This is a genomic window from Aestuariivirga sp., from assembly GCF_044239095.1.
Classification (GTDB): domain Bacteria; phylum Pseudomonadota; class Alphaproteobacteria; order Rhizobiales; family Aestuariivirgaceae; genus Aestuariivirga.
Window position 1 is genome coordinate 1 of record NZ_JBIICB010000053.1, and the last position, 19,732, is coordinate 19,732.

Annotated in this window: 23 protein-coding genes; 14 read left to right on the top strand and 9 right to left on the bottom strand. The window is 65.4% G+C overall.

The annotated features are described in order from the left end of the window. The 3 genes from ACILRA_RS07150 to ACILRA_RS07160 form a co-directional block, all read right to left on the bottom strand. A partial coding sequence (locus ACILRA_RS07150) for a BatA domain-containing protein (protein ID WP_395661410.1) occupies positions 1-999 on the bottom strand: 999 nt, incomplete at its 3' end. Continuing rightward, entirely contained in the window at positions 996-1,874 is an 879-nt protein-coding gene (locus tag ACILRA_RS07155) for a DUF58 domain-containing protein (RefSeq protein ID WP_395661411.1), read from the bottom strand. The genes ACILRA_RS07155 and ACILRA_RS07150, both read right to left, overlap by 4 nt. A 4-nt stretch (positions 1,875-1,878) precedes the next feature. Continuing rightward, positions 1,879-2,835, bottom strand: a complete 957-nt coding sequence (locus ACILRA_RS07160) for an AAA family ATPase (protein WP_395661432.1) — start codon at positions 2,833-2,835, stop codon at positions 1,879-1,881. Positions 2,836-3,008: 173 nt separating this feature from the next. On the opposite strand from ACILRA_RS07160, the gene ACILRA_RS07165 reads away from it, so the two are divergent. The 10 genes from ACILRA_RS07165 (at position 3,009) to ACILRA_RS07210 (ending at position 10,526) form a co-directional block, all read left to right on the top strand. Then, positions 3,009-3,590 (top strand): DUF1285 domain-containing protein, encoded by a 582-nt coding sequence (locus ACILRA_RS07165; RefSeq protein WP_395661412.1) that lies wholly within the window; start codon positions 3,009-3,011, stop codon positions 3,588-3,590. Beyond that, complete coding sequence (locus ACILRA_RS07170) at positions 3,587-4,219, top strand: CoA pyrophosphatase (protein ID WP_395661413.1); 633 nt, start codon at positions 3,587-3,589, stop codon at positions 4,217-4,219. Before ACILRA_RS07165 ends, ACILRA_RS07170 begins: the two co-directional genes overlap by 4 nt. Next, entirely contained in the window at positions 4,216-5,397 is a 1,182-nt protein-coding gene (locus ACILRA_RS07175) for a CCA tRNA nucleotidyltransferase (RefSeq protein ID WP_395661414.1), read from the top strand. The genes ACILRA_RS07170 and ACILRA_RS07175 overlap by 4 nt, the downstream gene beginning before the upstream one ends. A gap of 11 nt (positions 5,398-5,408) precedes the next feature. Then, positions 5,409-5,774, top strand: a complete 366-nt coding sequence (locus ACILRA_RS07180) for a cupin domain-containing protein (protein WP_395661415.1) — start codon at positions 5,409-5,411, stop codon at positions 5,772-5,774. After that, on the top strand, positions 5,771-6,532 hold the full coding sequence (locus tag ACILRA_RS07185; RefSeq protein ID WP_395661416.1) for an SDR family oxidoreductase: 762 nt from the start codon (positions 5,771-5,773) through the stop codon (positions 6,530-6,532). Before ACILRA_RS07180 ends, ACILRA_RS07185 begins: the two co-directional genes overlap by 4 nt. Further along, entirely contained in the window at positions 6,529-6,927 is a 399-nt protein-coding gene (gene folB, locus ACILRA_RS07190; protein WP_395661417.1) for a dihydroneopterin aldolase, read from the top strand. Before ACILRA_RS07185 ends, folB begins: the two co-directional genes overlap by 4 nt. 73 nt (positions 6,928-7,000) lie before the next feature. Next, positions 7,001-8,911, top strand: a complete 1,911-nt coding sequence (gene uvrC / locus ACILRA_RS07195) for an excinuclease ABC subunit UvrC (protein WP_395661418.1) — start codon at positions 7,001-7,003, stop codon at positions 8,909-8,911. Further along, entirely contained in the window at positions 8,908-9,516 is a 609-nt protein-coding gene (pgsA, locus tag ACILRA_RS07200) for a CDP-diacylglycerol--glycerol-3-phosphate 3-phosphatidyltransferase (RefSeq protein ID WP_395661419.1), read from the top strand. The genes uvrC and pgsA overlap by 4 nt, the downstream gene beginning before the upstream one ends. Continuing rightward, the gene (gene moaD / locus ACILRA_RS07205) at positions 9,517-9,768 is read left to right on the top strand and encodes a molybdopterin converting factor subunit 1 (RefSeq protein WP_395661420.1); all 252 of its coding nucleotides are present in this window, start codon (positions 9,517-9,519) and stop codon (positions 9,766-9,768) included. Then, a complete protein-coding gene (locus tag ACILRA_RS07210; protein ID WP_395661421.1) occupies positions 9,768-10,526 on the top strand; it encodes a pseudouridine synthase in 759 nt (252 codons plus the stop codon). The genes moaD and ACILRA_RS07210 overlap by 1 nt, the downstream gene beginning before the upstream one ends. Positions 10,527-10,708: 182 nt before the next feature. Here ACILRA_RS07210 and ACILRA_RS07215 read toward each other — a convergent pair whose 3' ends face one another. The 6 genes from ACILRA_RS07215 to ACILRA_RS07240 all read right to left on the bottom strand — a co-directional run bounded on the left by ACILRA_RS07215 (position 10,709) and on the right by ACILRA_RS07240 (position 16,387). After that, positions 10,709-12,535, bottom strand: coding sequence for an amidohydrolase (locus tag ACILRA_RS07215; protein ID WP_395661422.1), 1,827 nt, complete (start codon positions 12,533-12,535; stop codon positions 10,709-10,711). A 90-nt stretch (positions 12,536-12,625) separates the two neighbouring features. Further along, entirely contained in the window at positions 12,626-14,083 is a 1,458-nt protein-coding gene (locus ACILRA_RS07220) for a GMC family oxidoreductase (RefSeq protein WP_395661423.1), read from the bottom strand. 71 nt (positions 14,084-14,154) lie between these two features. Then, positions 14,155-14,541 carry a hypothetical protein gene (locus tag ACILRA_RS07225; protein WP_395661424.1) on the bottom strand — a complete coding sequence of 129 codons (387 nt, stop codon included), beginning with the start codon at positions 14,539-14,541 and terminating at the stop codon, positions 14,155-14,157. Between the two features lie 82 nt (positions 14,542-14,623). Continuing rightward, complete coding sequence (locus tag ACILRA_RS07230) at positions 14,624-15,064, bottom strand: hypothetical protein (protein WP_395661425.1); 441 nt, start codon at positions 15,062-15,064, stop codon at positions 14,624-14,626. Between the two features lie 10 nt (positions 15,065-15,074). Further along, positions 15,075-15,428 (bottom strand): hypothetical protein, encoded by a 354-nt coding sequence (locus ACILRA_RS07235; protein WP_395661426.1) that lies wholly within the window; start codon positions 15,426-15,428, stop codon positions 15,075-15,077. A 71-nt stretch (positions 15,429-15,499) separates the two neighbouring features. Continuing rightward, a complete protein-coding gene (locus tag ACILRA_RS07240) occupies positions 15,500-16,387 on the bottom strand; it encodes a branched-chain amino acid aminotransferase (protein WP_395661427.1) in 888 nt (295 codons plus the stop codon). A 78-nt stretch (positions 16,388-16,465) separates the two neighbouring features. On the opposite strand from ACILRA_RS07240, the gene ACILRA_RS07245 reads away from it, so the two are divergent. The 4 genes from ACILRA_RS07245 to ACILRA_RS07260 are packed head-to-tail and all read left to right on the top strand — an operon-like array spanning position 16,466 to position 19,543. Beyond that, on the top strand, positions 16,466-17,032 hold the full coding sequence (locus ACILRA_RS07245) for a MarR family winged helix-turn-helix transcriptional regulator (protein ID WP_395661428.1): 567 nt from the start codon (positions 16,466-16,468) through the stop codon (positions 17,030-17,032). Beyond that, positions 17,025-17,705, top strand: coding sequence for a response regulator (locus ACILRA_RS07250; RefSeq protein ID WP_395661429.1), 681 nt, complete (start codon positions 17,025-17,027; stop codon positions 17,703-17,705). Before ACILRA_RS07245 ends, ACILRA_RS07250 begins: the two co-directional genes overlap by 8 nt. A 13-nt stretch (positions 17,706-17,718) precedes the next feature. After that, a complete protein-coding gene (locus tag ACILRA_RS07255; protein ID WP_395661430.1) occupies positions 17,719-19,068 on the top strand; it encodes an ATP-binding protein in 1,350 nt (449 codons plus the stop codon). A 7-nt stretch (positions 19,069-19,075) separates the two neighbouring features. Continuing rightward, positions 19,076-19,543: a hypothetical protein gene (locus tag ACILRA_RS07260; RefSeq protein ID WP_395661431.1), complete on the top strand. Its 468-nt coding sequence runs from the start codon at positions 19,076-19,078 to the stop codon at positions 19,541-19,543. The last annotated feature ends 189 nt before the right edge of the window (positions 19,544-19,732 follow it).

Consider the following 19,732-nt stretch of genomic DNA (forward strand, 5'->3'; position numbering starts at 1 on the left):
GGCCGCCTCGGCGGAGACACCCGCCATCAGCCCCAGCGTCTTGCGCCGCCAGCGGTCATCCATCAGGAAGGTGGCGGCGGCGTTGCGCTCACCCTCGATGGCGAGGCGGCCGATGCCGTTCCTGAGTTCCACCGGAAGCTCGATCACGCCCTCGGCCTTGGAAGCGCCGCTGGCGAAGGTCAATTCGGCCTCGCCGAAGCTGCGGCCATTGGCGGCCCGCGCGGAGACGCGCGCGGCAAGCTCCGGCCCGCCGGAAGCCCTGAGCACGGTGAGCTTGATGCGCCCGCCATCAAAGCCTGGTGCAGCGAGCGCCAGCGGCAGGGCGGAGGCCTCCGGCACGATCGCCTCGACACTTGCTCCTCCCATGCCGAGGGCTGCGAGGCCGTCTGCGAAGGCGCGCGCCTTGCCCTCGTCGATGCCGTCGGTGAGCCAGATGACGCGTGGCGCTGGCTGGTTCGCGAAGCGCCCGGAAAGCCGCGCGAGCGTTCCTGCGCGGTCGGGGTCCATGGCGCGGGGCTCAAGGGCTGCGGCGCGGGTTGCGGCATCGCCCGCGGCCTGCGGCTCGAGCGGCTGCGGGCGGAGTTGCGGCGTCGTGGTGGCGAGCGTTACCGGCGCCCCCGCGGATGCCGCACCATCAAGGATTTCCGCCATGATCTCGCGGCGCTTGTCCCAGTCCTTCGCGGCGGCCCAGCTGTCATCGACCACGAGCAGCAGGGGCTGGCTGGACAGCGTGCCGACGCGGCCCGGCGCATAGAGCGGGTGCGACACGGCAAGGATGAGGAAGGCCGCGACCAGCAGCCTCAGCAGCAGCAGCCACCACGGCGTCTTGTCCGGCTGCTCCTCCCGGTTGGCGAGGTCGAGCAGCAGGCGGATCGGCGGAAAGCGCACCGTCTCGGGCCGGGGCGGGGTGAAGCGCAGCAGCCACCAGATGACGGGCAGCAGCAGCAGTGCAGCAAGCGCCAGCGGCGTGGTGAAGCTCAACGCGGACAGCATATTCATCGCGCGGCCTCGCCCGAGATCAGCGCATGGAGCTTCAGCAGCATCGGCGTGGGTGGCTCGTCGGTGCGGTGGATGGAAAAGCTCCAGCCGATCCTGTTGCAGAGGTCGCGAAGCCCCGCGCGATGGCTTGCGAGCTTTTCCGCATAGACCCCGCGCAGCGTCTCAGCCTTGGAGGAGAGGAACTTGAGCGGGCCCGCCATCTCCTGGAACTCGACGCGGCCCGCATAGGGAAGCGTTTCCTCCGCCGGATCGACGACCTGCACGAGATGGCCCTTGACGCCGGCCTGCGCGATGGGGCTCAGCGCCCGGGTGATGCCGTCCAGGCTGTCGAAGAAATCCCCGGCCAGCACCGCACTCGAAAAGCGCGGCATGCGCGTGAAGGAGGGAAGTGCCGTTCCCTCACGCTTCACGAACCAATCCGCGATCCTGACAAGCTGGCTGCGGGCATGGTCCGGCGCATGGGGCGAGCCCAGCGCGCTGACACGCTCCTGCGCCCTCACCGCGAGTGCTGCGGCGGCAAGCGCGATGAGCTGGGCGCGCTCGCGCTTCGTTACCTTTGCGAGATGCGAGCAGAAATCCATGGAGACCGACGGCGAAGCCCAGACCCACAGCGTGTTGGCCGCTTCCCATTCATTCTCGCGGATGAAGACGCGGTCGGAGCGGGCCGACTTGTGCCAGTCGATGCGCTGGGTGGAATCGCCGAAACTGTAAGGGCGGTACTGCCAGAAGCTTTCGCCCGGGCCTGCGCGCTTGCGGCCGTGTTCGCCCAGGATCACGGTCGCGGCGATGCGTTCGGCCTCCACCAGCAGCGGCGGCAGCACGCGGGAGACCGCTGCGGCGCGGTCTGAGAGGGCAAGGGCCTGGGCCTGTGTCATCCGGTCAGGCGATCATCCGCGCGAGGCGCTCGATGGTGCCGTCGATGGTGTGGCCGTCGGCGCGGGCGGTGAAGTTCAGCGCCATGCGGTGGCGGAACACCGGTCCCATCAGCGCCATCACGTCGTCGAGGGAAGGCGACAGCCGCCCTTGCAGGAACGCCCTTGCGCGCGCACCCAGCATCAGCGACTGCGAGGCGCGGGGCGAGGGGCCCCAGGCGACGTTCTTGTTGACGAAATCATCGGCATCAGGCCCCGGCCGTGCCGCACGCACCACGCGGAGGATGGCTTCCGCCACCTGCTCGCCCACGGGGATGAGGCGGGTGAGGCGCTGGGCATTTATCAACTCGGTGGTGGAGAGGATCTTCTCCGGCTGCTCCTCCGCCGCACCCGTGGTGGCGAACAGCATGCGGCGCTCGGCATCGAGCGAGGGGTAGGGCACGTCGATCTGGACGAGGAAGCGGTCGAGCTGGGCTTCCGGCAGGGGGTAGGTTCCCTCCTGCTCGATCGGGTTTTGCGTTGCCAGCACGTGGAAGGGGCGCGGCAGGTCATGGCGGACGCCGGCCACGGTCACGTGATGTTCCTGCATCGCCTGCAGCAGCGCGGACTGGGTGCGCGGCGAGGCGCGGTTGATCTCATCCGCCATCATCAGCTGGCAGAACACGGGGCCGGGCACGAAGCGGAACTGGCGCCTGCCGCCCTCGCTCTCATCCAGCACTTCCGAGCCCAGAATGTCGGCGGGCATCAGGTCTGGCGTGAACTGCACGCGCTTCTCGTCAAGGCCCAGGACGCGGCCCAGCGTGGTGGCGAGCTTGGTCTTGGCGAGGCCCGGCGCACCCACGAGCAGGGCGTGGCCACCGCCCAGTATGGCGATCAGCACCTGTTCCACAACCTCATCCTGGCCGAAGATGATTCGGCCGATGGCGGCCCGCGCCTGTCCGAGGCGCTCTGCCGCCCCCTCCATGTCGGCGATGATCTGGCGGTCTGCTTCGTTGATGCTGGGCATGAGGCTCACTATAGTTTCCGCAACCCGGCCATATTGCGGGCGCACTGGTGTTGTTCTTAATGACATCCTCGTGAACGAGAATGGCCTAAAAGAGGCGGGTAGAACCCTACCCTGAGAGTTACGGCCACAAGATGGGCGCAGATCAGACAGACGCAGGCAATCCCCTCCGGGGCTTGGGCGAGGCGCGGACCGCGAAGGGGCCGCCGCCCGTGCACCAGTGGAATCCGCCGTTTTGCGGCGACATCGACATGCGCATCGCCCGCGACGGCACCTGGTTCTACATGAATTCGCCAATCGGGCGGAAGCCGCTGGTGCAGCTGTTTTCCTCCGTGCTGCGGCTGGACGGGGACGGGAAATACTACCTCGTCACCCCTGTGGAAAAAGTCGGCATCCGGGTTGAGGATGCCCCCTTCACCGCCATCCGCATGCAGGTTTCGGGCGAGGGGCGCGGCCAGGCGATCTGTTTCGAGACCAATGTGGACGAGGAGGTGACGGCCGGGGAATCCCACCCGTTGCGCTTTGCCCAGGAGGAGGGGACGGGCGGCCTCAAGCCCTATGTCATGGTCAGGGCCGGGCTCGAGGCGCTGGTCAGCCGGGCCCTGTTCTATGACCTTGCCGCAGCGGGCACGGTGGAGGATGGCTGGTTCGGCGTGTGGTCATCGGGCTGCTTTTACCCGATGCAGAAGGCCTCCGAGATCGGGCTTGCCTCTTGAGCCACCGCTTCGACGAGGATGAATTCCGTACCCTGGCGCCACACCGGCTCTACGGCTCGCCGCCCGAGATCGCGAGCCGCAGCGATGACGACCTGAACCCGGAGGCGCGCATGATCCCCGCGGACGAGGCGCCGCGGCCGGCCGCGGTGCTGGTGCCGCTGGTCATGCGGCAGGGCGCGCTCCACATGCTGCTGACGCAGCGCCAGCCGCATCTCAGGCGGCATGCGGGCCAGGTGGCCTTTCCCGGCGGGCGAATGGACGAGACCGACACCGGCCCCCTCGCTGCCGCCCTGCGCGAGACGGAAGAGGAAACGGGCATCCTTCCCTCCTTCGTGGAGCCTATTGGATTTCTCGACACCTACCTCACCAGCACCAATTACCGCGTCATGCCGGTGGTGGGCCTGCTGAGGCCCGGCTTCACGGTCACGCCGCAGCAGGAGGAGGTGGCCGATGTCTTCGAGGTTCCGCTCGCCTTCCTGATGAACCCGCAGCACCATGAGCGCCATTCCCGCGAATGGCAGGGACGGGAGCGCCACTACTATGCGATGCCCTGGCAAGGGCGCTACATCTGGGGGGCGACGGCAGGCATGATCCGCAACCTCTACGCCCTGCTGTATGAGAGGCCATGACAGACCTTCCCTCCCTTGCAGACGCAGCGTGGCTGAAGGAGCCACCCTTGCAACGCGTGATGTCGGCGATTGCCGCCGCGGGCGGCGAGGCGCGCGTGGCAGGCGGCGCCGTGCGCAACGCGCTGCTGGGCGAGGCGGTGACCGAGGTCGACCTTGCGGCAACCCTCTCGCCCGAACAAGTCACTCAAGTTTGCACCGCAAAGGGCATGAGCGTGCATCCCACCGGCATCGAGCACGGCACCGTGACCGTTGTCGCCAATCATCACCCCTATGAGGTGACGACGCTTCGTCACGACGTCGAAACCGACGGCCGCCGTGCCAAGGTCGCGTTCACCGATGACTGGGAAGCCGACGCCATGCGCCGCGACTTCACCATGAACGCGCTCTATTGCGACGCGCGCGGCAGGATCTACGATTTCACCGGCGGCTACCGCCATGTACTGAGCCGGAGCGTCATTTTTGTCGGCAGCCCTGAGCAGCGGATCGCCGAGGACTATCTGCGCATCCTGCGCTTCTTCCGCTTCCATGCGCGCTATGGTGAGGGGCTGCCGGACGAGGCCGGGCTTGCCGCCTGCGTGCGCCTGAAACAGGGTCTCGACGGGCTCTCGGCCGAGCGCATCCGCCAGGAAATGTTCAAGCTGATGGCGGCGGGCGGTGCGGTTCCAACATTGAGGCTGATGGCGGAGCGGGGCATCCTGGCGCAGCTTCTTCCACATACGGAGGAGTGGCGGGTGCTGGAGCGCCTGCCGCCCGATCCCCTGCTGCGCCTTGCGGTGCTGGCGCGCGAGCCCGCCGCCATGAAGGAGCGCTGGCGGCTTTCCAACCATGAGGGCAAGCGGCTTGCCGCCATCGGCGGCCTCACGCCGCCGTCACCGGGCTTGCGCGCGCTGGAACAGAAGATCATTCTCTACCAGATCGGGCCGGAAGCCTGGCATGACCTCGTGCTCATCGCCCGGGCGCGCTCCACTGCCGCGCTGGATGATGCGGCCTGGCAAAGCCTGCTGGAGCTGCCGGATCATTGGCAGATTCCCGTCATGCCGGTTTCCGGCAATGATCTTCTGGCGGCCGGCATGAACCCCGGCCCGGAGATCGGCGTAACGCTCCGCAGGCTGGAAGACTGGTGGGTGGCCTCGGGCTTCACGCCGGACAAGCAAGACCTTCTCAAACGGCTCACATAGGGAGACCCGCAATGGCCGACATTCTGGTGATGAAGACCAAAGGCAAGCATGCGCCCAAGCCCGACAAGGGTAAGCCTGACAAGGCGAAGCTCGTCAAGGGCAGTTACCGCACCACGACCTGGAACCACTTCACCGGCGAGGATGACCGGCTCTACTGCGGCATCTGGGAATCGACGCCGGGCAAGGTGACGGTCGACTACAAGGAATGGGAATTCTGCCATTTCATCGCCGGCAAGGCGGTGCTCACCAATGAGGAGGGCACGTCCTGGACGCTGAAGAAGGGTGATGCCTTCATCATCCCCGCCGGCTTCAAGGGCACCTGGGAAACGGTGAAAAAGGTGCGCAAGCACTACGTGATCCTGATGCCGCCAGCATGAGCCAGAAGAAATCCGTTCTCGTCACCGGCTCGGCCAGGCGCATCGGGCGCAGGCTGGCGCTCGACCTCGCCAAGGACGGCTGGGACGTGGCCGTCCACTGCAACGCCTCGATCGAGGAGGCGGAGGAAGTTGCGAGCTTCATCCGCGGCATCGGCCAGCGCGCCGTCATCGTGCGCGGCGACCTTTCGCATGACGATGTGCCGGACAGGCTGATCGCCGAGGCCTCGGCAGGGCTGGGCGGCCTGACCTGCCTCATCAACAACGCCTCGCTGTTCGAGCCGGACGAGGTCGGCACCATCACCAAGGCGAGCTGGGCCGAGCACCTCGACACCAACCTGCGCGCCCCCGTCTTCCTCTCCCAGGCCTTCGCGCGGCAGTTGCCGGAGGGCCAGGAAGGCAACATCATCTCCATCATCGACCAGCGCGTGTGGAAGCTGAACCCCAAGTTCTTCTCCTACACGACGTCGAAATCCGGCCTGTGGACGGCCACCCGCACGCTGGCGCAGGCGCTGGCCCCCAATATCCGGGTCAACGCCATCGGCCCGGGCCCGGCGCTGCCCTCGGCCCGCATGGACCAGGCGGAGTTCGACAAACAGGCAAAGCTGACGCTTCTGGGCCGCGGCACGTCGCCCGCGGAGATATCGGGTGCCGTCAAATTCATATTGTCGCAACCGTCATTGACGGGGCAGATGATCGCGCTCGATGGCGGTCAGCATCTGGTCTGGCAGACGCCGGACGTGGTCGAGGTGAATGAATGAAGAAGCCGATCATCAGCCATCACGTGGCAAGCGCCGCCTCGGGGTTGCGCCACGTTTTCGTCCGCGATCTCGAACTGATGGCGCTGATTGGCATTTATGACCATGAGAAGCGTGACGCGCAGCGAATCATCGTCAACATCGACCTCTCGGTGCAGGAGGGCGATGGCCCCACGGACGACGACATCAGCCATGTCGTGTCCTACGAAATCGTCGTCAAGAAGGTTGAGGCCATCATCGCCGAGGGCCACACCAATTTGGTCGAAACCCTGTGCGAGAAGATCGCCGCCGCCTGCCTGCGTGACAAGCGCGTTGCCGCCGCCCGGGTGCGGGTGGAAAAGCCCGACATCATCCCCAATGCGCGCAGTGTGGGCGTGGAGATCGAGCGCCAGAGATAGGGCGTGAACCGCAGCCGTTTCAGGACGCGGGCATCCTCCCCAATTGAAGGGATTGGAGGTAAAAGACCCGGCAATGAGTGATGAACCTTCCCACAGCCCGGAGGAAACAGGAACCGCGTCCCTTGCGGGGGCTGACCTCATCCGCGATTTCGTCACCCGGCTTCCCGCCCGGCCCGGCGTCTACCGCATGTATGATGCGAAGGGCGATGTCATCTATGTGGGCAAGGCCCGCAACCTGAAGAACCGGGTTTCCAACTACACCCGGCCCTGGGGCCACACCAACCGCATCGCCGCCATGATCCAGCTCACCGCGAACATGGAATTCGTGACGACCACGACCGAGGCGGAGGCGCTGCTGCTGGAGGCTAACCTCATCAAGCGGCTGAAGCCCCGCTTCAACGTCGTGCTGCGCGACGACAAGTCCTTCCCCTATATCCTGATTGCCAGGGACCATCACGTGGCGCAGCTGGTGAAGCACCGTGGCGCGCGCAACCGTAAGGGCAGCTATTACGGCCCCTTCGCCTCGGCGGGGGCGGTGAACCGCGCGATCAACACGCTGCAGAAGGCCTTTCTGATCAGGACCTGTACGGACAGCACCTATGCCAACCGGACCCGGCCCTGCCTGCTCTACCAGATCAAGCGCTGTTCCGCCCCATGCGTGAACTATATTGCGCAAGAACCCTATGACGCGCTGGTCAAGGAGGCGGAGGCCTTTCTCGGCGGCAAGAGCCAGGCGGTGAAGGCCGATCTCGCCCGCCAGATGGAGGAGGCTGCCGGGGCCCTCGATTTCGAGCGCGCTGCCCTCTGCCGGGACCGCATCCAGGCCATGAGCTTTGTCACGCAGACTCAAGGAATCAATCCGCAATCGGTCGAGGAGGCGGATGTCTTCGGCCTGGCCCAGGAAGGTGGCCAGACCTGCATCCAGGTGTTCTTCTTCCGCTCCTTCCAGAACTGGGGCAACCGCGCCTATTACCCCAAGGTGGACAGGAGCCATGAGGCCGCGGAAATCCTCTCCTCCTTCCTCGCCCAGTTCTATGACGACAAGCCGGTCCCGGACCTCGTGCTGCTCTCGCATGAGATCGAGGAGCACCAATTGCTGGAGGAAGCGCTTTCCACCCATGCCGGCCACAAGGTGGAGGTGGCCGTGCCGCAGCGCGGCGAGAAGAAGACGCTGGTCGATCATGCCGTCACCAATGCGCGCGAGGCGCTGGGGCGCCGCATGGCCGAATCCTCCTCCCAGGCGAAACTGCTCGACGGCGTGCAGCGCGCCTTTGGCCTGGCCGAAACGCCACGCCGGATCGAGGTCTACGACAATTCGCATATTCAGGGCACGAACCCGGTGGGCGGCATGATCGTGGCGGGGCCGGACGGCCTCATCAAGTCGCAATACCGCAAGTTCAACATCCGCTCAGAAGAGATCGGTTCGGACGATTTTGCCATGATGCGCGAGGTGCTCACCCGCCGCTTCAGCCGCCTCATCAAGGAGCAGGGGGAGGAGCGGGGCGATGAGCAGGCCAAGGACGTCCAGTCCTGGCCCGATCTTGTGCTGATCGACGGCGGCCAGGGCCAGCTGTCAGCCGCCAAGGCCGTGCTGGACGAGCTGGGCCTGTCCGACCTGCCCGTGGCGGGTGTCGCCAAGGGGCCCGACCGCGACGCGGGGCGGGAACACTTCTACGTGCCGGGCCGTGCCTCCTTCATGCTGGAGGCGAGGGACCCCGTCCTCTACTACATCCAGCGCCTGCGGGACGAGGCGCATCGGTTTGCAATCGGGTCGCACCGGGCGAGGCGCTCGAAGGCCATCGGCGTCAACCCGCTGGACGAGGTTCCCGGCATCGGCCCCATGCGAAAGAAGGCCTTGCTGCAAGCCTTCGGTTCGGCCAAAGCAGTGGCTCGTGCCAGCGTCACCGACCTGGCCGGCGTGGAGGGGGTCAGCAGCGCTCTGGCGCAGGCTATTTACGACCACTTCCATGACAGTGCAGAATGAGCAGCGCCATGGATGGGACGGAGACAGAAAAGACCGTGCGGTATTCGAAGGTGTGGAACCTTCCGAACATCCTGACCTATGGCCGCATCGTGGCCGTGCCGATCGTGGCGGCCCTGCTCCTGTGGGGCGGCGACAATGCCCGCTGGACCGCACTCGCCATTTATATCATCGCGGCCATCACCGATTTCCTTGACGGCTACCTGGCGCGCAAGTGGCAGCAGCATACATCGCTCGGCCGCATGCTGGACCCCATCGCCGACAAGGTGCTCGTCGCTGTCGTGCTGCTCGTCCTGTGCGCCGACAGCATCCTGCATGGCGGCCATATCTGGGCGGCGATCATCATTCTCTCGCGTGAGGTTCTGGTCTCAGGCCTTCGCGAATATCTGGGTGAGCTGCAGGTCTCGGTTCCCGTCACCAAGATCGCCAAGTGGAAAACCACCGTGCAACTCGTCGCCATCGGCTTCCTCATTGCGGGGCCCGCGGGCGATACGGTCGTGCCCTATACAACCGAGATGGGCATCGCCATGCTGTGGATCGCGGCGGGCCTCACGCTTTATACCGGCTATGATTATTTCCGGGCCGGCATCCGTCACGTCGTGGATTGAATGAAAATCCTTTATTTCGCACGCATCCGCCAGATCGCCGGCCGCAGCATGGAAGATGTCAAACTTCCGGCCTCGGTCGTGACGGTGGCTGACCTCATCGACTTTTTGAGCGCGAAGGACGAAGGCGTTGCGGCAGCGCTCGCCGACCGGCGCACGCTGCGCGCCGCGGTGGACCAGTCGCACGTGAGCCTCGACGCGCCCTTGAACAATGCGCGCGAGGTCGCCTTCTTCCCGCCCGTGACGGGCGGCTGATGCGCCTCAACGTCTATCTCCAGAAGGCGGGCGTCGGCTCCAGGCGCGAGGCCGAGCGCATGGTGGCGGAGGGCCGCGTCAATGTGAACGGCATGAAGGCGCTTGCCACCACGCCGGTGGAAGAGGGTGACGCCGTGACGGTGGACGGCAGGCCCGTGGCGCCGGAGACGAAGCCCCTGCCGCGCCTCTTCATGCTGCACAAGCCGGTCGACGTGCTGGTCACCCACCGCGACCACCGGGACCGCCGGACGATCTTCGATCTCCCGGCACTCAACCCGCCGCTCTGGCCAGCCACACATCCGCGCCTGATGAATGTGGGCCGTCTTGATGCGAACAGCGAAGGCCTGCTCATGCTGTCGTCCGATGGGCCGCTGGCGCAGGCGATGATGAGCCCTGACACAGGGTTGTCCCGCGTCTACCGCGTGCGCGTGCGCGGTTCGCTGCGCCCCGGCGACATCGAGTCGATCGCGCGCGGCATCACCATTGATGACGTCAGCTACCGCGGCGCGGAATTCGTCGAGGAATATGGCCAGGGCGACAGCGCCAACCGCTGGTATCGCTGTGTTCTCACCGAAGGCAAGAACCGCGAGATCCGCAAGCTCTTCGACCACTTCGGCTGCGTGGTGAACCGCCTCGTGCGCCTCCAATACGGCCCGTTCTTCCTGGGTGACCTCGTCGCCGGCGAAATCCGCGAAGTGCCGCCTGGAAAGGTGAAGGATTTCGTGGATTATTTGGGCAAGAAGGGCGTGGTGCTGTAGGGCACTTCCCCCTCGCCCCCTCCGGGGGAGAGGGCTGGGGTGAGGGGGTCTCTCCGCGAGTCCCGAAGCTAAGTTAAGATTATTGCCGCTTCAGCCCTCTTCTTGGGCCGCGTCGCGCGCGGACAGACCCCCTCACCCTACCCTCTCCCCCGGAGGGGGAGAGGAATGCCTTTGCTCCGGCACTACTCCCTCTCGAACACCGTCGTCCCTTCCTTGATCGTCTCAAGCACCTTGATGTCCTTGATCGTCTGCGGATCCACCTTCAGCGGGTTCTGCTCGAGGATCACCATGTCGGCGAGCTTGCCTTCCTCCAGCGTGCCCTTGGTGTTCTCTTCCTTGATCTGGAATGCGGCATAAGCCGTCACCGCCTTGAGCGCCACATAGGGCGAGACGCGTTCCTTCGCGCCGATCACCTGTCCCTGGGCTGTGGTCCGGTTCACACCGGCATCGACCAGCGGCAGGATCCAAGGCTTCGGCGACACCGGCGCATCATGCGAGAAGGTGAAGGTCATGCCCTTCGATTCGAGCGTGTTTGCGGCCATCACCCTATTGCCGCGCTCACCACCCCACAGGAACATGGCGCCTGCGCCACCGCTGACGATCGAGGAGGTCAGGTAGCTTGGGATGGCGCCGTAGGTCTGGGCACGCTCGATCTGATCGGGCCGCATGTAGGTGCCGTGCACGAACACCGGCCGGTGGTCGCGCATGCCGTGTTTGGCAACGGCCTTCTCAATGGCGCGCAGGGTCTGTTCCACGGCGGCATCGCCGTTCATGTGCATGTTGATCTGGATGCCGCTCGTCCAGAACTGGTCGAAGGCCTCGTCCAGCACCGCGTCCGGTATCTGCTGGAAGCCGCTGAAGCTTCCCGTCTTGCCCGGCGGATTGTTGGAATAGGGCTGGGTGAACCACGCCGTGTCGGTGCTGCCATCCAGCCAGAACTTGACGCCGCCCAGCCGCACGCGGTTGATGTAGCGCTTGTCGAGGTCGGGCCTCAGCTGCAGAAGCTTTCGTGCCGTATCGCCGGGGGCCGCCGTTCCCTCCGCCGCGATCAGGTCCTGCCGCGCGGCCGCGTCATCGGTGTGGGCTGACGCATATTCGCTGGCGACGGCGCGCCCTGCCTCGATCGCCTTGTTCGCCACGGTGTCCTTGGCGCAGATGTAGAGATCGATCTTGAGCAGGTTCTTGTCGATGGCATTCTTCACGATGTCGATGTCGTCATCGCCGAGGCCCAGCCCGCATTCCATCGCCGTCGTCTGGCCATAGCTTGCCCAGAGTTCCGCTGCACCGGCCGCGGCGCGGTCGGCGAGTGCGCCGGTGAAGGGCGGCCGCTTGGCGCGCACCGCGAACAGTGCGGTCTCCTCCATGGGGCCCGCCAGTTCGCTGCTGCCGGCCTTGCGCATGAAGTTGCCGCCCTCTGGGTCCGGGGTCGCGGCAGACAGGCCGAGCAGCTTGAACAGCGCCGAATTTCCGGCGCCAAGGTGGCCCGAGGAATCGACCACCATGACGGGCCGGTCAGCTGAGACCTGGTCCAGTTCCTCCACCGTCGGATGGCGGCCTTCCTTCAGGCTGCGGGCCAGGTAGCCGAAGCCCACGATCCATGCACCATCCGGTGTCTTGTCCACGTGTGCCTTCATGCGGCTGATGAGGCCTGCGATATCGGGCGTGCCGAACAGATCGGCATCGATCATGTTCTTGCCGAAATAGACCATATGGCCGTGCGTATCGATGAAGCCGGGAAGCAGGGTGCGGCCGTTGAGATCAATGAGCCTCGTATCCGCCGACTTGCGCGTCATCGCCGCGTCCAGGCTGCCGGTGAAGGCGATCCTGCCATCCTCCACCACCAGCGCCTCGACATAGGACGGCGTCTTGCCCGCCATGGTGAGGATGTCGCCGCCGAAATAGATCGCATCGGCCGTGCCGCCCGCGGCCTCCGCCGGAGCGTCCGCGGCAAGGGCCGCGGCGGGCAACAGAAGGGACAGGCCCAGGAAGGCAAGGACGGAATATTTCACGGCGGCACCTCTTCTTGGCGAGTTATGCGCCCGAATTTGCCGCTGCGCTTAACCGGATGCAAGAACCAGTTGTGCCCCTGTCAACAGTCCTCAGCCGGCGAGGATGCAGTCGGCCGCCCTTTCCGCCGTCATCATCACCGCCGCGTTGATGTTGACGGTGATCAGCGCTGGGAAGACGGACGCATCGGCGATGAACAGGCCGTCCACCCCCATGACCTTAAGGTTGGGCGTCACCACCCGGCCGATGCCCGCCGTGCCGCAGGGGTGGTAGACCGTCTCGCAGACGGAGAGGATGTAGTCGCGCCATTCGGCGTCGCTCTCCACTGCGGGGCCGGGGTGGATCTCCGCCCGGCAGAGCTGCCGCATGGCGGACGTCTGGCCCAGCTTGCGGGTAAAGCGCAGCGCGCGCAGCAGCAGCTCGAGGTCGGCTGGATCGGCGAAATAGTTGAGGTTGATCTCCGGCCTGTCCGCCATGGTGGGGCCGGAGATGCGGATCTCGCCCTCGCTCCGGGCCCGCGTCACGTTGGGTGAGGCCTTGACAGCCGGGCCGCCGGTCGCCAGCCGGTCTCTGTCGGCATATTTCTCGCGCACCCTCAGGCCGAAGTGGAACAGAATGTCGGGGGCAGGGGCCTCTGCGTCGAGGCGCAGCATCATGGTGGCCTCGAAGGGGCAGATCTCCCAGCCGCTGACGGGTTCATGCGTCTCCCACACCACGGGTGCCGCCACATGGTCGCGCAAATGGCGGCCAAGCTCCGGCATGTCGGCGAGAACGGGAATGCCATGGGCCTTCAGCTGCCCGGCAGGCCCGAGCCCCGAAACCATCATCAGCTGTGGCGTCTGGATCGTACCGCAGGTCAGCACCACGGCCTTCCTCGCATGGATCACGCCGCGCGTGGTCTCGGCCCCGATGGCGCGGCCGTTCTCCAGCAGAAGCCGTGTTGCCATGCACTGCGTCCACACCTCGAGGTGCTTCGGCAGACTGGCCAGCGGGTGGAGATAGGCCACCGAGGAGGATTGCCGCATGCGCCCGCGCGCATTGAGCGGGAACAGCCCTACGCCCTCGCGCAGCTCCCGGGCGAAGTCCACCTCTGGCAGGCCGAGCTCGATCCCTGCATCGATGAAGCAGCGGCTGGCCGGGTGGCAGGGCGCGGTTTCGATGGTGATGGTGCGGGTGATGCGCTCCCAGTATTGCGCCATCGCCTCTGGGCCCCAGCCGGTGGCCCCGAGGGCCTCCCACTCGGCGAAGTCCGAGCCGGGAGGGCGGATGAAGGCGCAGTCATTGTGGTTGGCGCAGCCGCCCAAAAGCCTGGCGCGGGCATATTTGAGAAGCGGCGGCGCACCCGCAAGGGGCGAGGCCCTGAAGCCCCAGTCATAGTCCGCCGTCTGCTCGTCGAGGCGCGTGAGGTCGGTTGCGGCGGGGTCGCCCTCATCCGCCTTTCCCGCCTCGAGCAGGATGATGCGCCCCTGCACCTTTTCCGCCAGCCGCCGCGCCACGACCGCTCCCGCAGAGCCGCCGCCGATGATCAGGTAATCGCAAATCGCCGTCATGATGCGGAAGGTTAGACCGCCGGAGCACTCCGGGGCAATCGCCGCATGTCAGGCGTCAGGGTCTGCCCGGCTCAGTTGGTGTAGATGCGGTCCGTCCATTTCATGTCGAGCTGGCCGGTCGTCTGGAAGCACAGCTCCTGCTTCGGGAAGCAGGTCACGCCCTCTTCAGGGCTGAAGCCCTGATTGGAAAGGGCATCCCAGGCTGAGTATTTTTCGGCGGGGATTGACGTGGGGATGTCAAGATCACCGTCCTCAGCAAACGCGCCTCCATCCGGTTTGAGGTAGTACGGCAGGTCGTCGTCATCGTTGGTCGCACCCTCGACGAGCATTGCACCCAGCATATGGTAGAGGGCTTGGCCCGCAAGGTCACGCGTGTCATCGGCCCGGGCTGCGGGCACGGCGAACAGGGCGATGGCCATGAGCACCATGGCAAGGCCGGTTGGGGCAGTCAGACGCATGACAAAACCTCCTATTTTTTCTACCCCTGATAGCATCCTCTCACCGGCATGAAAAGGGCCGCGCCCGGCGTCCGCCGGCGCTTTATTTCCAGAAGGTATCGGCGGGGCTGGTGGCCTTTTCTGCCTCAGCATTGGCGCAGAAGCTGGCCTTGTTGAGCGCGCCTTCCGACAGCAGGATGCCCTTTGCCGTGCCCAGCGTCAGCATGATGTCGGTGAAGCGGGAAAACTCCTCTTCCTCCGAAAGGCCTTTCGGGCCGTCGGCAAGAACGCTGGTGGTGGCCTTGGCGACCTTGTCCGGATCGATGTCGATTCCATCGCAGAGCAGGGCAGCAGCTGCCCCATAGGCAACAGCATTGATCAGGGCGTGCTGTTTCTCCGTCAGCACGCCGTGCTGATCGTTGAGGGCTGCCTTCCAGGCCTCGTCGAGACGATGGTTGACATCAGCGCGCGCAGGATTGGCTGCAAGAGCCGCCGCAGCGGCAAGTCCGATGACGGCGAGGGACGCAATGGGTCTGTTCATCATGATCTCCCCGTCAGTATCCGAAGACCCGGCGGGTCCATTTGTTGGCCACGCTGCCATTGTCGTTGTAGCAAAGCCGCTGTGCCGGATAACACTCGATGCCCGGCGAGGGTCTGAAGGCGCGCTGGAAATAGGGATCGTAGCTACTCGCCCCATAGGGTGCGGCGTATCCGTCATAGCCGTAACGCCTCGGCTTGTGCCTGTTGGCATCAGCAATGGCTGCGCCAACGGCAAGCCCGGCCACGCCGCCCACAATGGCGGCAGCCGCGGCATTCGAATTCTTTGCTTCAGCGTTGTGCGGCGCAGCCAGTACTGCTGCCGCAACGAGGCCTGCGAGCACAAGAGACTTGGTATGCATGCGGGACATGATCTCCTCCATGGGAGATCACATCCTAGGCAATGATGGTGATTGCCGTCAACCGGACGTTGACACCGGTGTCAGGCGGCCCTGGACTTCGGCCGCACCGCATTGGTGTAGGCGTCCATCATCGTGCGGCTGATGTTGCCGGGCTTGAAGCTGTAGGGGCCGATCTCGGCCACCGGCGTCACTTCGGCGGCAGAGCCAACGATGAAGCATTCGTTGAAGGTCGACAGCTCCTCCGGCATGATCCGCCGCTCGATGATCTCGAGACCCTGCTCCTTGGCCAGCGCGATCACCGTCTGGCGGGTGATGCCGTTCAGGAAGCAATCGGCAATCGGCGTGTGGATGGCGCCGTCACGGGTGAAGAAGATGTTGGCGCCGGTGCATTCGGCAACGCGGCCCTGCCAGTCCAGCATCATGGCGTCGGCATAGCCCTTCTTCTCCGCCTTGTGCTTGGAGATGGTGCAGATCATGTAGAGGCCGGCTGCCTTGGCATGAACGGGCGCGCAGGCGGGGTCGGGCCGGCGGTAATCCGCGATGTCGAGCTTGATGCCCTTCATCTTGGTTTCGGGATCGAACATCGAGGGCCAGGCCCAGGTGGCGACCGCCACATGGATCTTGTTGTGCTGGGCGGAGACCGCCATCATCTCGGACCCGCGCCAGGCCACGGGGCGCACATACTGGTCGCCCCCGCCATTGAGTTCGACCACCTTGTCCTTGGCGGCGTTCAGTTCCTCGACCGAGAAGGGGATCTCGAAATCCATGATCTCGGCCGATTTCCGGAAGCGGATGGAGTGCTCGGTCGACTTGAAGATCACCCCGCCATAGGCGCGCTCGCCCTCGAACACGGAGGAGCCGTAATGCAGGCCATGGGTCAGCACATGCACCTTGGCGTCCTTCCAGGGCACGATCTCGCCATTGAACCAGATCCAGCCGTCGCGCTGGTCAAAAGGGATGCTTGTCATGGCTTGCTGCTCCTGTCCGGCCTGCATAGGCTACATAAGTGGTGGACGAAGCTATCGGGGCCGGGTAAATATGTCAATATGGCTGACGTAATTTCTGCCCAGGGCACAGGCGACACAGGCCCGGAACCCGGACGCCGGCGGGATGGCGAAATCCTGAGCGAACAGGAGACGGTTGCGCTCATCGAACTGATGTTCTTCGCCTACCGCGACTTCGTCTCGGACCCGGACGAGATCCTGAGCCAGTTCGGTTTTGGCCGGGCGCACCACCGTGTGTTGCATTTCGTCGGCCGCGACCCCGGCATGACGGTGCAGCAGCTGCTCGACATCCTGCGCATCACCAAGCAAAGCCTGAGCCGCGTGCTGAAGGAGCTGATCGACAAGGGCTACGTCTTCCAGAAGGAGGGCGAGAACGACCGCCGCCAGCGGCTGCTTTACCTCACTGAGACCGGCCAGGAACTCCGCCAGCAGCTGATGGGCCCGCAGATCAACCGCATCCGCCGCGCCGTGGCGCAGCCCGAAGGCAACGCCGCCCGGCTTTACCGCAAGGTGCTCTATCACATGGTCTCGCCCGCCAACCGTGACGCCGTGCGCGACTGGATCGAGAAGGTGAACCCCGGCGCCAAGGAGCCAGAGCGCCGTGGATGAGCTGCCGCACATCCTGGTGGTGGACGATGACCGGCGCATCCGCGGCCTGCTGCAGTCTTTCCTGATCGAGAACGGCTTCCGCATCTCGGTGGCGGCGAGTGCTGCGGAAGCCCGCGAGCAGATGCGCAACATGGCCTTCGATCTCGTGGTGCTCGACATCATGATGCCGGGCGAGACGGGGCTCTCCCTCACCACCTCGCTGCGTGCCGAAGGAAACCCGGTTCCGGTGCTGATGCTCTCCGCGCTGGCCGAGGCCTCCGACAGGATCGCCGGGCTCGAAACGGGAAGCGACGACTACCTCGCCAAGCCCTTCGAGCCGCGCGAGCTTCTGCTTCGGATCCGCGGCCTGCTCCGGCGCCAGGAACAGCCAGACCGCAGCAAGGCCGAGGTCGCCTTCGGGCCCTATGTGTTCCATCTGCAGCGGGGCGAACTCCGCAAGGGTGCGGAAAGCGTGCGCCTCACCAGCCGCGAGCGGGAGATGCTGAGGACGCTCGCCACCAATGCCGGAGCACCCGTGACGCGCGCCGAGCTTTCTCCGGAAGCCTCCGAAGAAGGAGCCCGCGGCGTCGACGTGCAGATCAACCGGCTGCGCCAGAAGATTGAGGAAGACCCCTCGAATCCCGTCCATCTCCAGACCGTGCGCGGGGCAGGCTATGTGCTCCATGCCGGCTGAGGGCTTCTGAGCCATGGCCAAAAACTGGCTCGCCGACCGCTTCAACACCTTCCTCGAGCGCCGCATGCCCGAGGGGCTCTTCCCGCGTGCGCTGATCATCCTGGTGGCGCCCGTGGTGCTGCTCCAGACGATAATGACCGGGCTGATCTTCGAGCGCCACTTCGAGAACGTGACGCGGCTCCTTGCCCGCTCCTTCGCGCGCGACGTGAGCATGCTGATCCAGCTCTATGAGGATTCCGACAGGAGCCGCGCCGCCGCCGAGCGTATCGAGAGCCTTGCCAACGGTACGCTGGCACTGCAACTCGTGATCGAGCCGGGTGCGCTTCCCGCGGCGCTGCCGGAGCCTTTCCTGTTCTCGCGTGCCAACACCCGCCTCACCCGCGAGCTGACCATCGAGACCGGCAAGCCCTTCTGGATCGACAGCCGCAGCCAGCCCGGCATTGTCGACGTGCGGATCGAGGTGGCAGACGGCGTCATCTTCCGCTTCACCCCGCGCGATGAGCGCACGCTCGCCACCAGCACAGGCTTCCTGCTGTTCCTCATGCTCGGCTCCTCGTTGCTGCTTCTCGGCATTGCCTTCATCTTTCTGCGCAACCAGATCAAGCCCATCACCGACCTTGCCCGCGCCGCGCAGAGCTTCGGCACGGGACGCGACGCAGGCGCCTTCCGGCCACGCGGGGCGCGCGAGGTGAAGGCGGCGGGCATCGCTTTCCTTGACATGCGTGACCGCATCGCCCGGCAGGTGGAGCAGCGCACCGCCATGCTGGCGGGCGTCAGCCATGATCTGCGCACCATCCTCACCCGCTTCAAGCTCGAGCTGGCTTTCCTGGGCGACGGGCCCATGGTCAAGCCGCTCAAGGAGGATGTCGAGGAGATGCAGCGCATGCTGGAGGCCTACATGGCCTTCGTGAAAGGCGATGCGGGCGAGGCAGCCCAGGAGGCCGATCTCTCCGCCATGGTCCAGGCCGCGGCGCGCGGCCTTGCGCGCGCGGGCGGCTCGATCGTGCTCGACATTCCGCCTGAGCAGAAGGTCAGGGTGAAACCCAATGCCTTCGGGCGGCTGCTCGCCAACCTGATCGGCAATGCCGCGCGCTATGCGCGCAACGTCAGCGTTTCGGCGGCTGTTGCCGACCATACGCTGACCCTGCTCGTCGACGACGATGGCCCCGGCATCCCGCCGGACAAGCGTGAGGAGGCCTTCCGCCCCTTCGTGCGCCTCGACAATGCCCGCAACCTGGACGAGACCGGCACCGGCCTCGGCCTTGCCATCGCCCGCGACATCGCCCACGCCCACGGCGGCGAGATCGCGCTGGAGGATAGTCCGAAAGGCGGGCTTCGCGTTGTCCTGCAAATACCTGTATAGCGGGATCATGATGGATTACCGCCTCGACCCGCTTTGGTTGAAACTCAACCTGATGAACGCCGAGGGCCTGCAGGCCTTTGCTCCCCTCATGCAGATGATGCAGACACAGATGGGCCAGAATGCCGAAATGGCCCAGCGCATCATTGAGGAATACCGCAAGTTCCTGTTCCTCGCGATGCGCGCGGGCCACCAGGTGATCCCGCCCGGCCCCATCAACGACGTCTGGATGATGCACTTGGCGAACGCCCAGAACTACTGGGAGCAGCTTGGCCAGATGATCGGCGAACGCCCCATGGCGCAAGGCATCGACGCGAAGAACCTCGGCTCCATGGCGGAGTCCTGGAAGGCAACGCTGGAATCCTACGAAAAGATCTTCGGCGCCAAACCCCCCATGGACATCTGGGGCAAGGGCCCTGCCGCGGAGAACCCATGGATGCAGGCGATGGGCAACTGGCGCAAGATGTTCGGGCTGTGAAGTCTTTTCCCTTCTCCCGTTGCAAAGCAATGGGAGAAGGTGCCCGAAGGGCGGATGAGGGCCTCTCTCCGCGAGTCCGTTACGTTGAAAGAGACCCTCATCCGGCCTGCCGGCCACCTTCTCCCATCGCGTCGCGACGGGAGAAGGGGACAATCATCGGGTCCCTGCCGCGGAGAACCCATGGATGCA

Coding starts and splice junctions, on each gene's coding strand:
- ACILRA_RS07155 (WP_395661411.1), bottom strand. CDS start 1,874: ATGACACAGGCCCAGGCCCTTGCCCTCTCAGACCGCGCCGCAGCGGTC.
- ACILRA_RS07160 (WP_395661432.1), bottom strand. CDS start 2,835: ATGGAGGGGGCGGCAGAGCGCCTCGGACAGGCGCGGGCCGCCATCGGC.
- ACILRA_RS07165 (WP_395661412.1), top strand. CDS start 3,009: ATGGGCGCAGATCAGACAGACGCAGGCAATCCCCTCCGGGGCTTGGGC.
- ACILRA_RS07175 (WP_395661414.1), top strand. CDS start 4,216: ATGACAGACCTTCCCTCCCTTGCAGACGCAGCGTGGCTGAAGGAGCCA.
- ACILRA_RS07180 (WP_395661415.1), top strand. CDS start 5,409: ATGGCCGACATTCTGGTGATGAAGACCAAAGGCAAGCATGCGCCCAAG.
- ACILRA_RS07185 (WP_395661416.1), top strand. CDS start 5,771: ATGAGCCAGAAGAAATCCGTTCTCGTCACCGGCTCGGCCAGGCGCATC.
- folB (WP_395661417.1), top strand. CDS start 6,529: ATGAAGAAGCCGATCATCAGCCATCACGTGGCAAGCGCCGCCTCGGGG.
- uvrC (WP_395661418.1), top strand. CDS start 7,001: ATGAGTGATGAACCTTCCCACAGCCCGGAGGAAACAGGAACCGCGTCC.
- pgsA (WP_395661419.1), top strand. CDS start 8,908: ATGAGCAGCGCCATGGATGGGACGGAGACAGAAAAGACCGTGCGGTAT.
- moaD (WP_395661420.1), top strand. CDS start 9,517: ATGAAAATCCTTTATTTCGCACGCATCCGCCAGATCGCCGGCCGCAGC.
- ACILRA_RS07210 (WP_395661421.1), top strand. CDS start 9,768: ATGCGCCTCAACGTCTATCTCCAGAAGGCGGGCGTCGGCTCCAGGCGC.
- ACILRA_RS07220 (WP_395661423.1), bottom strand. CDS start 14,083: ATGACGGCGATTTGCGATTACCTGATCATCGGCGGCGGCTCTGCGGGA.
- ACILRA_RS07225 (WP_395661424.1), bottom strand. CDS start 14,541: ATGCGTCTGACTGCCCCAACCGGCCTTGCCATGGTGCTCATGGCCATC.
- ACILRA_RS07230 (WP_395661425.1), bottom strand. CDS start 15,064: ATGATGAACAGACCCATTGCGTCCCTCGCCGTCATCGGACTTGCCGCT.
- ACILRA_RS07235 (WP_395661426.1), bottom strand. CDS start 15,428: ATGTCCCGCATGCATACCAAGTCTCTTGTGCTCGCAGGCCTCGTTGCG.
- ACILRA_RS07240 (WP_395661427.1), bottom strand. CDS start 16,387: ATGACAAGCATCCCTTTTGACCAGCGCGACGGCTGGATCTGGTTCAAT.
- ACILRA_RS07245 (WP_395661428.1), top strand. CDS start 16,466: ATGGCTGACGTAATTTCTGCCCAGGGCACAGGCGACACAGGCCCGGAA.
- ACILRA_RS07255 (WP_395661430.1), top strand. CDS start 17,719: ATGGCCAAAAACTGGCTCGCCGACCGCTTCAACACCTTCCTCGAGCGC.
- ACILRA_RS07260 (WP_395661431.1), top strand. CDS start 19,076: ATGATGGATTACCGCCTCGACCCGCTTTGGTTGAAACTCAACCTGATG.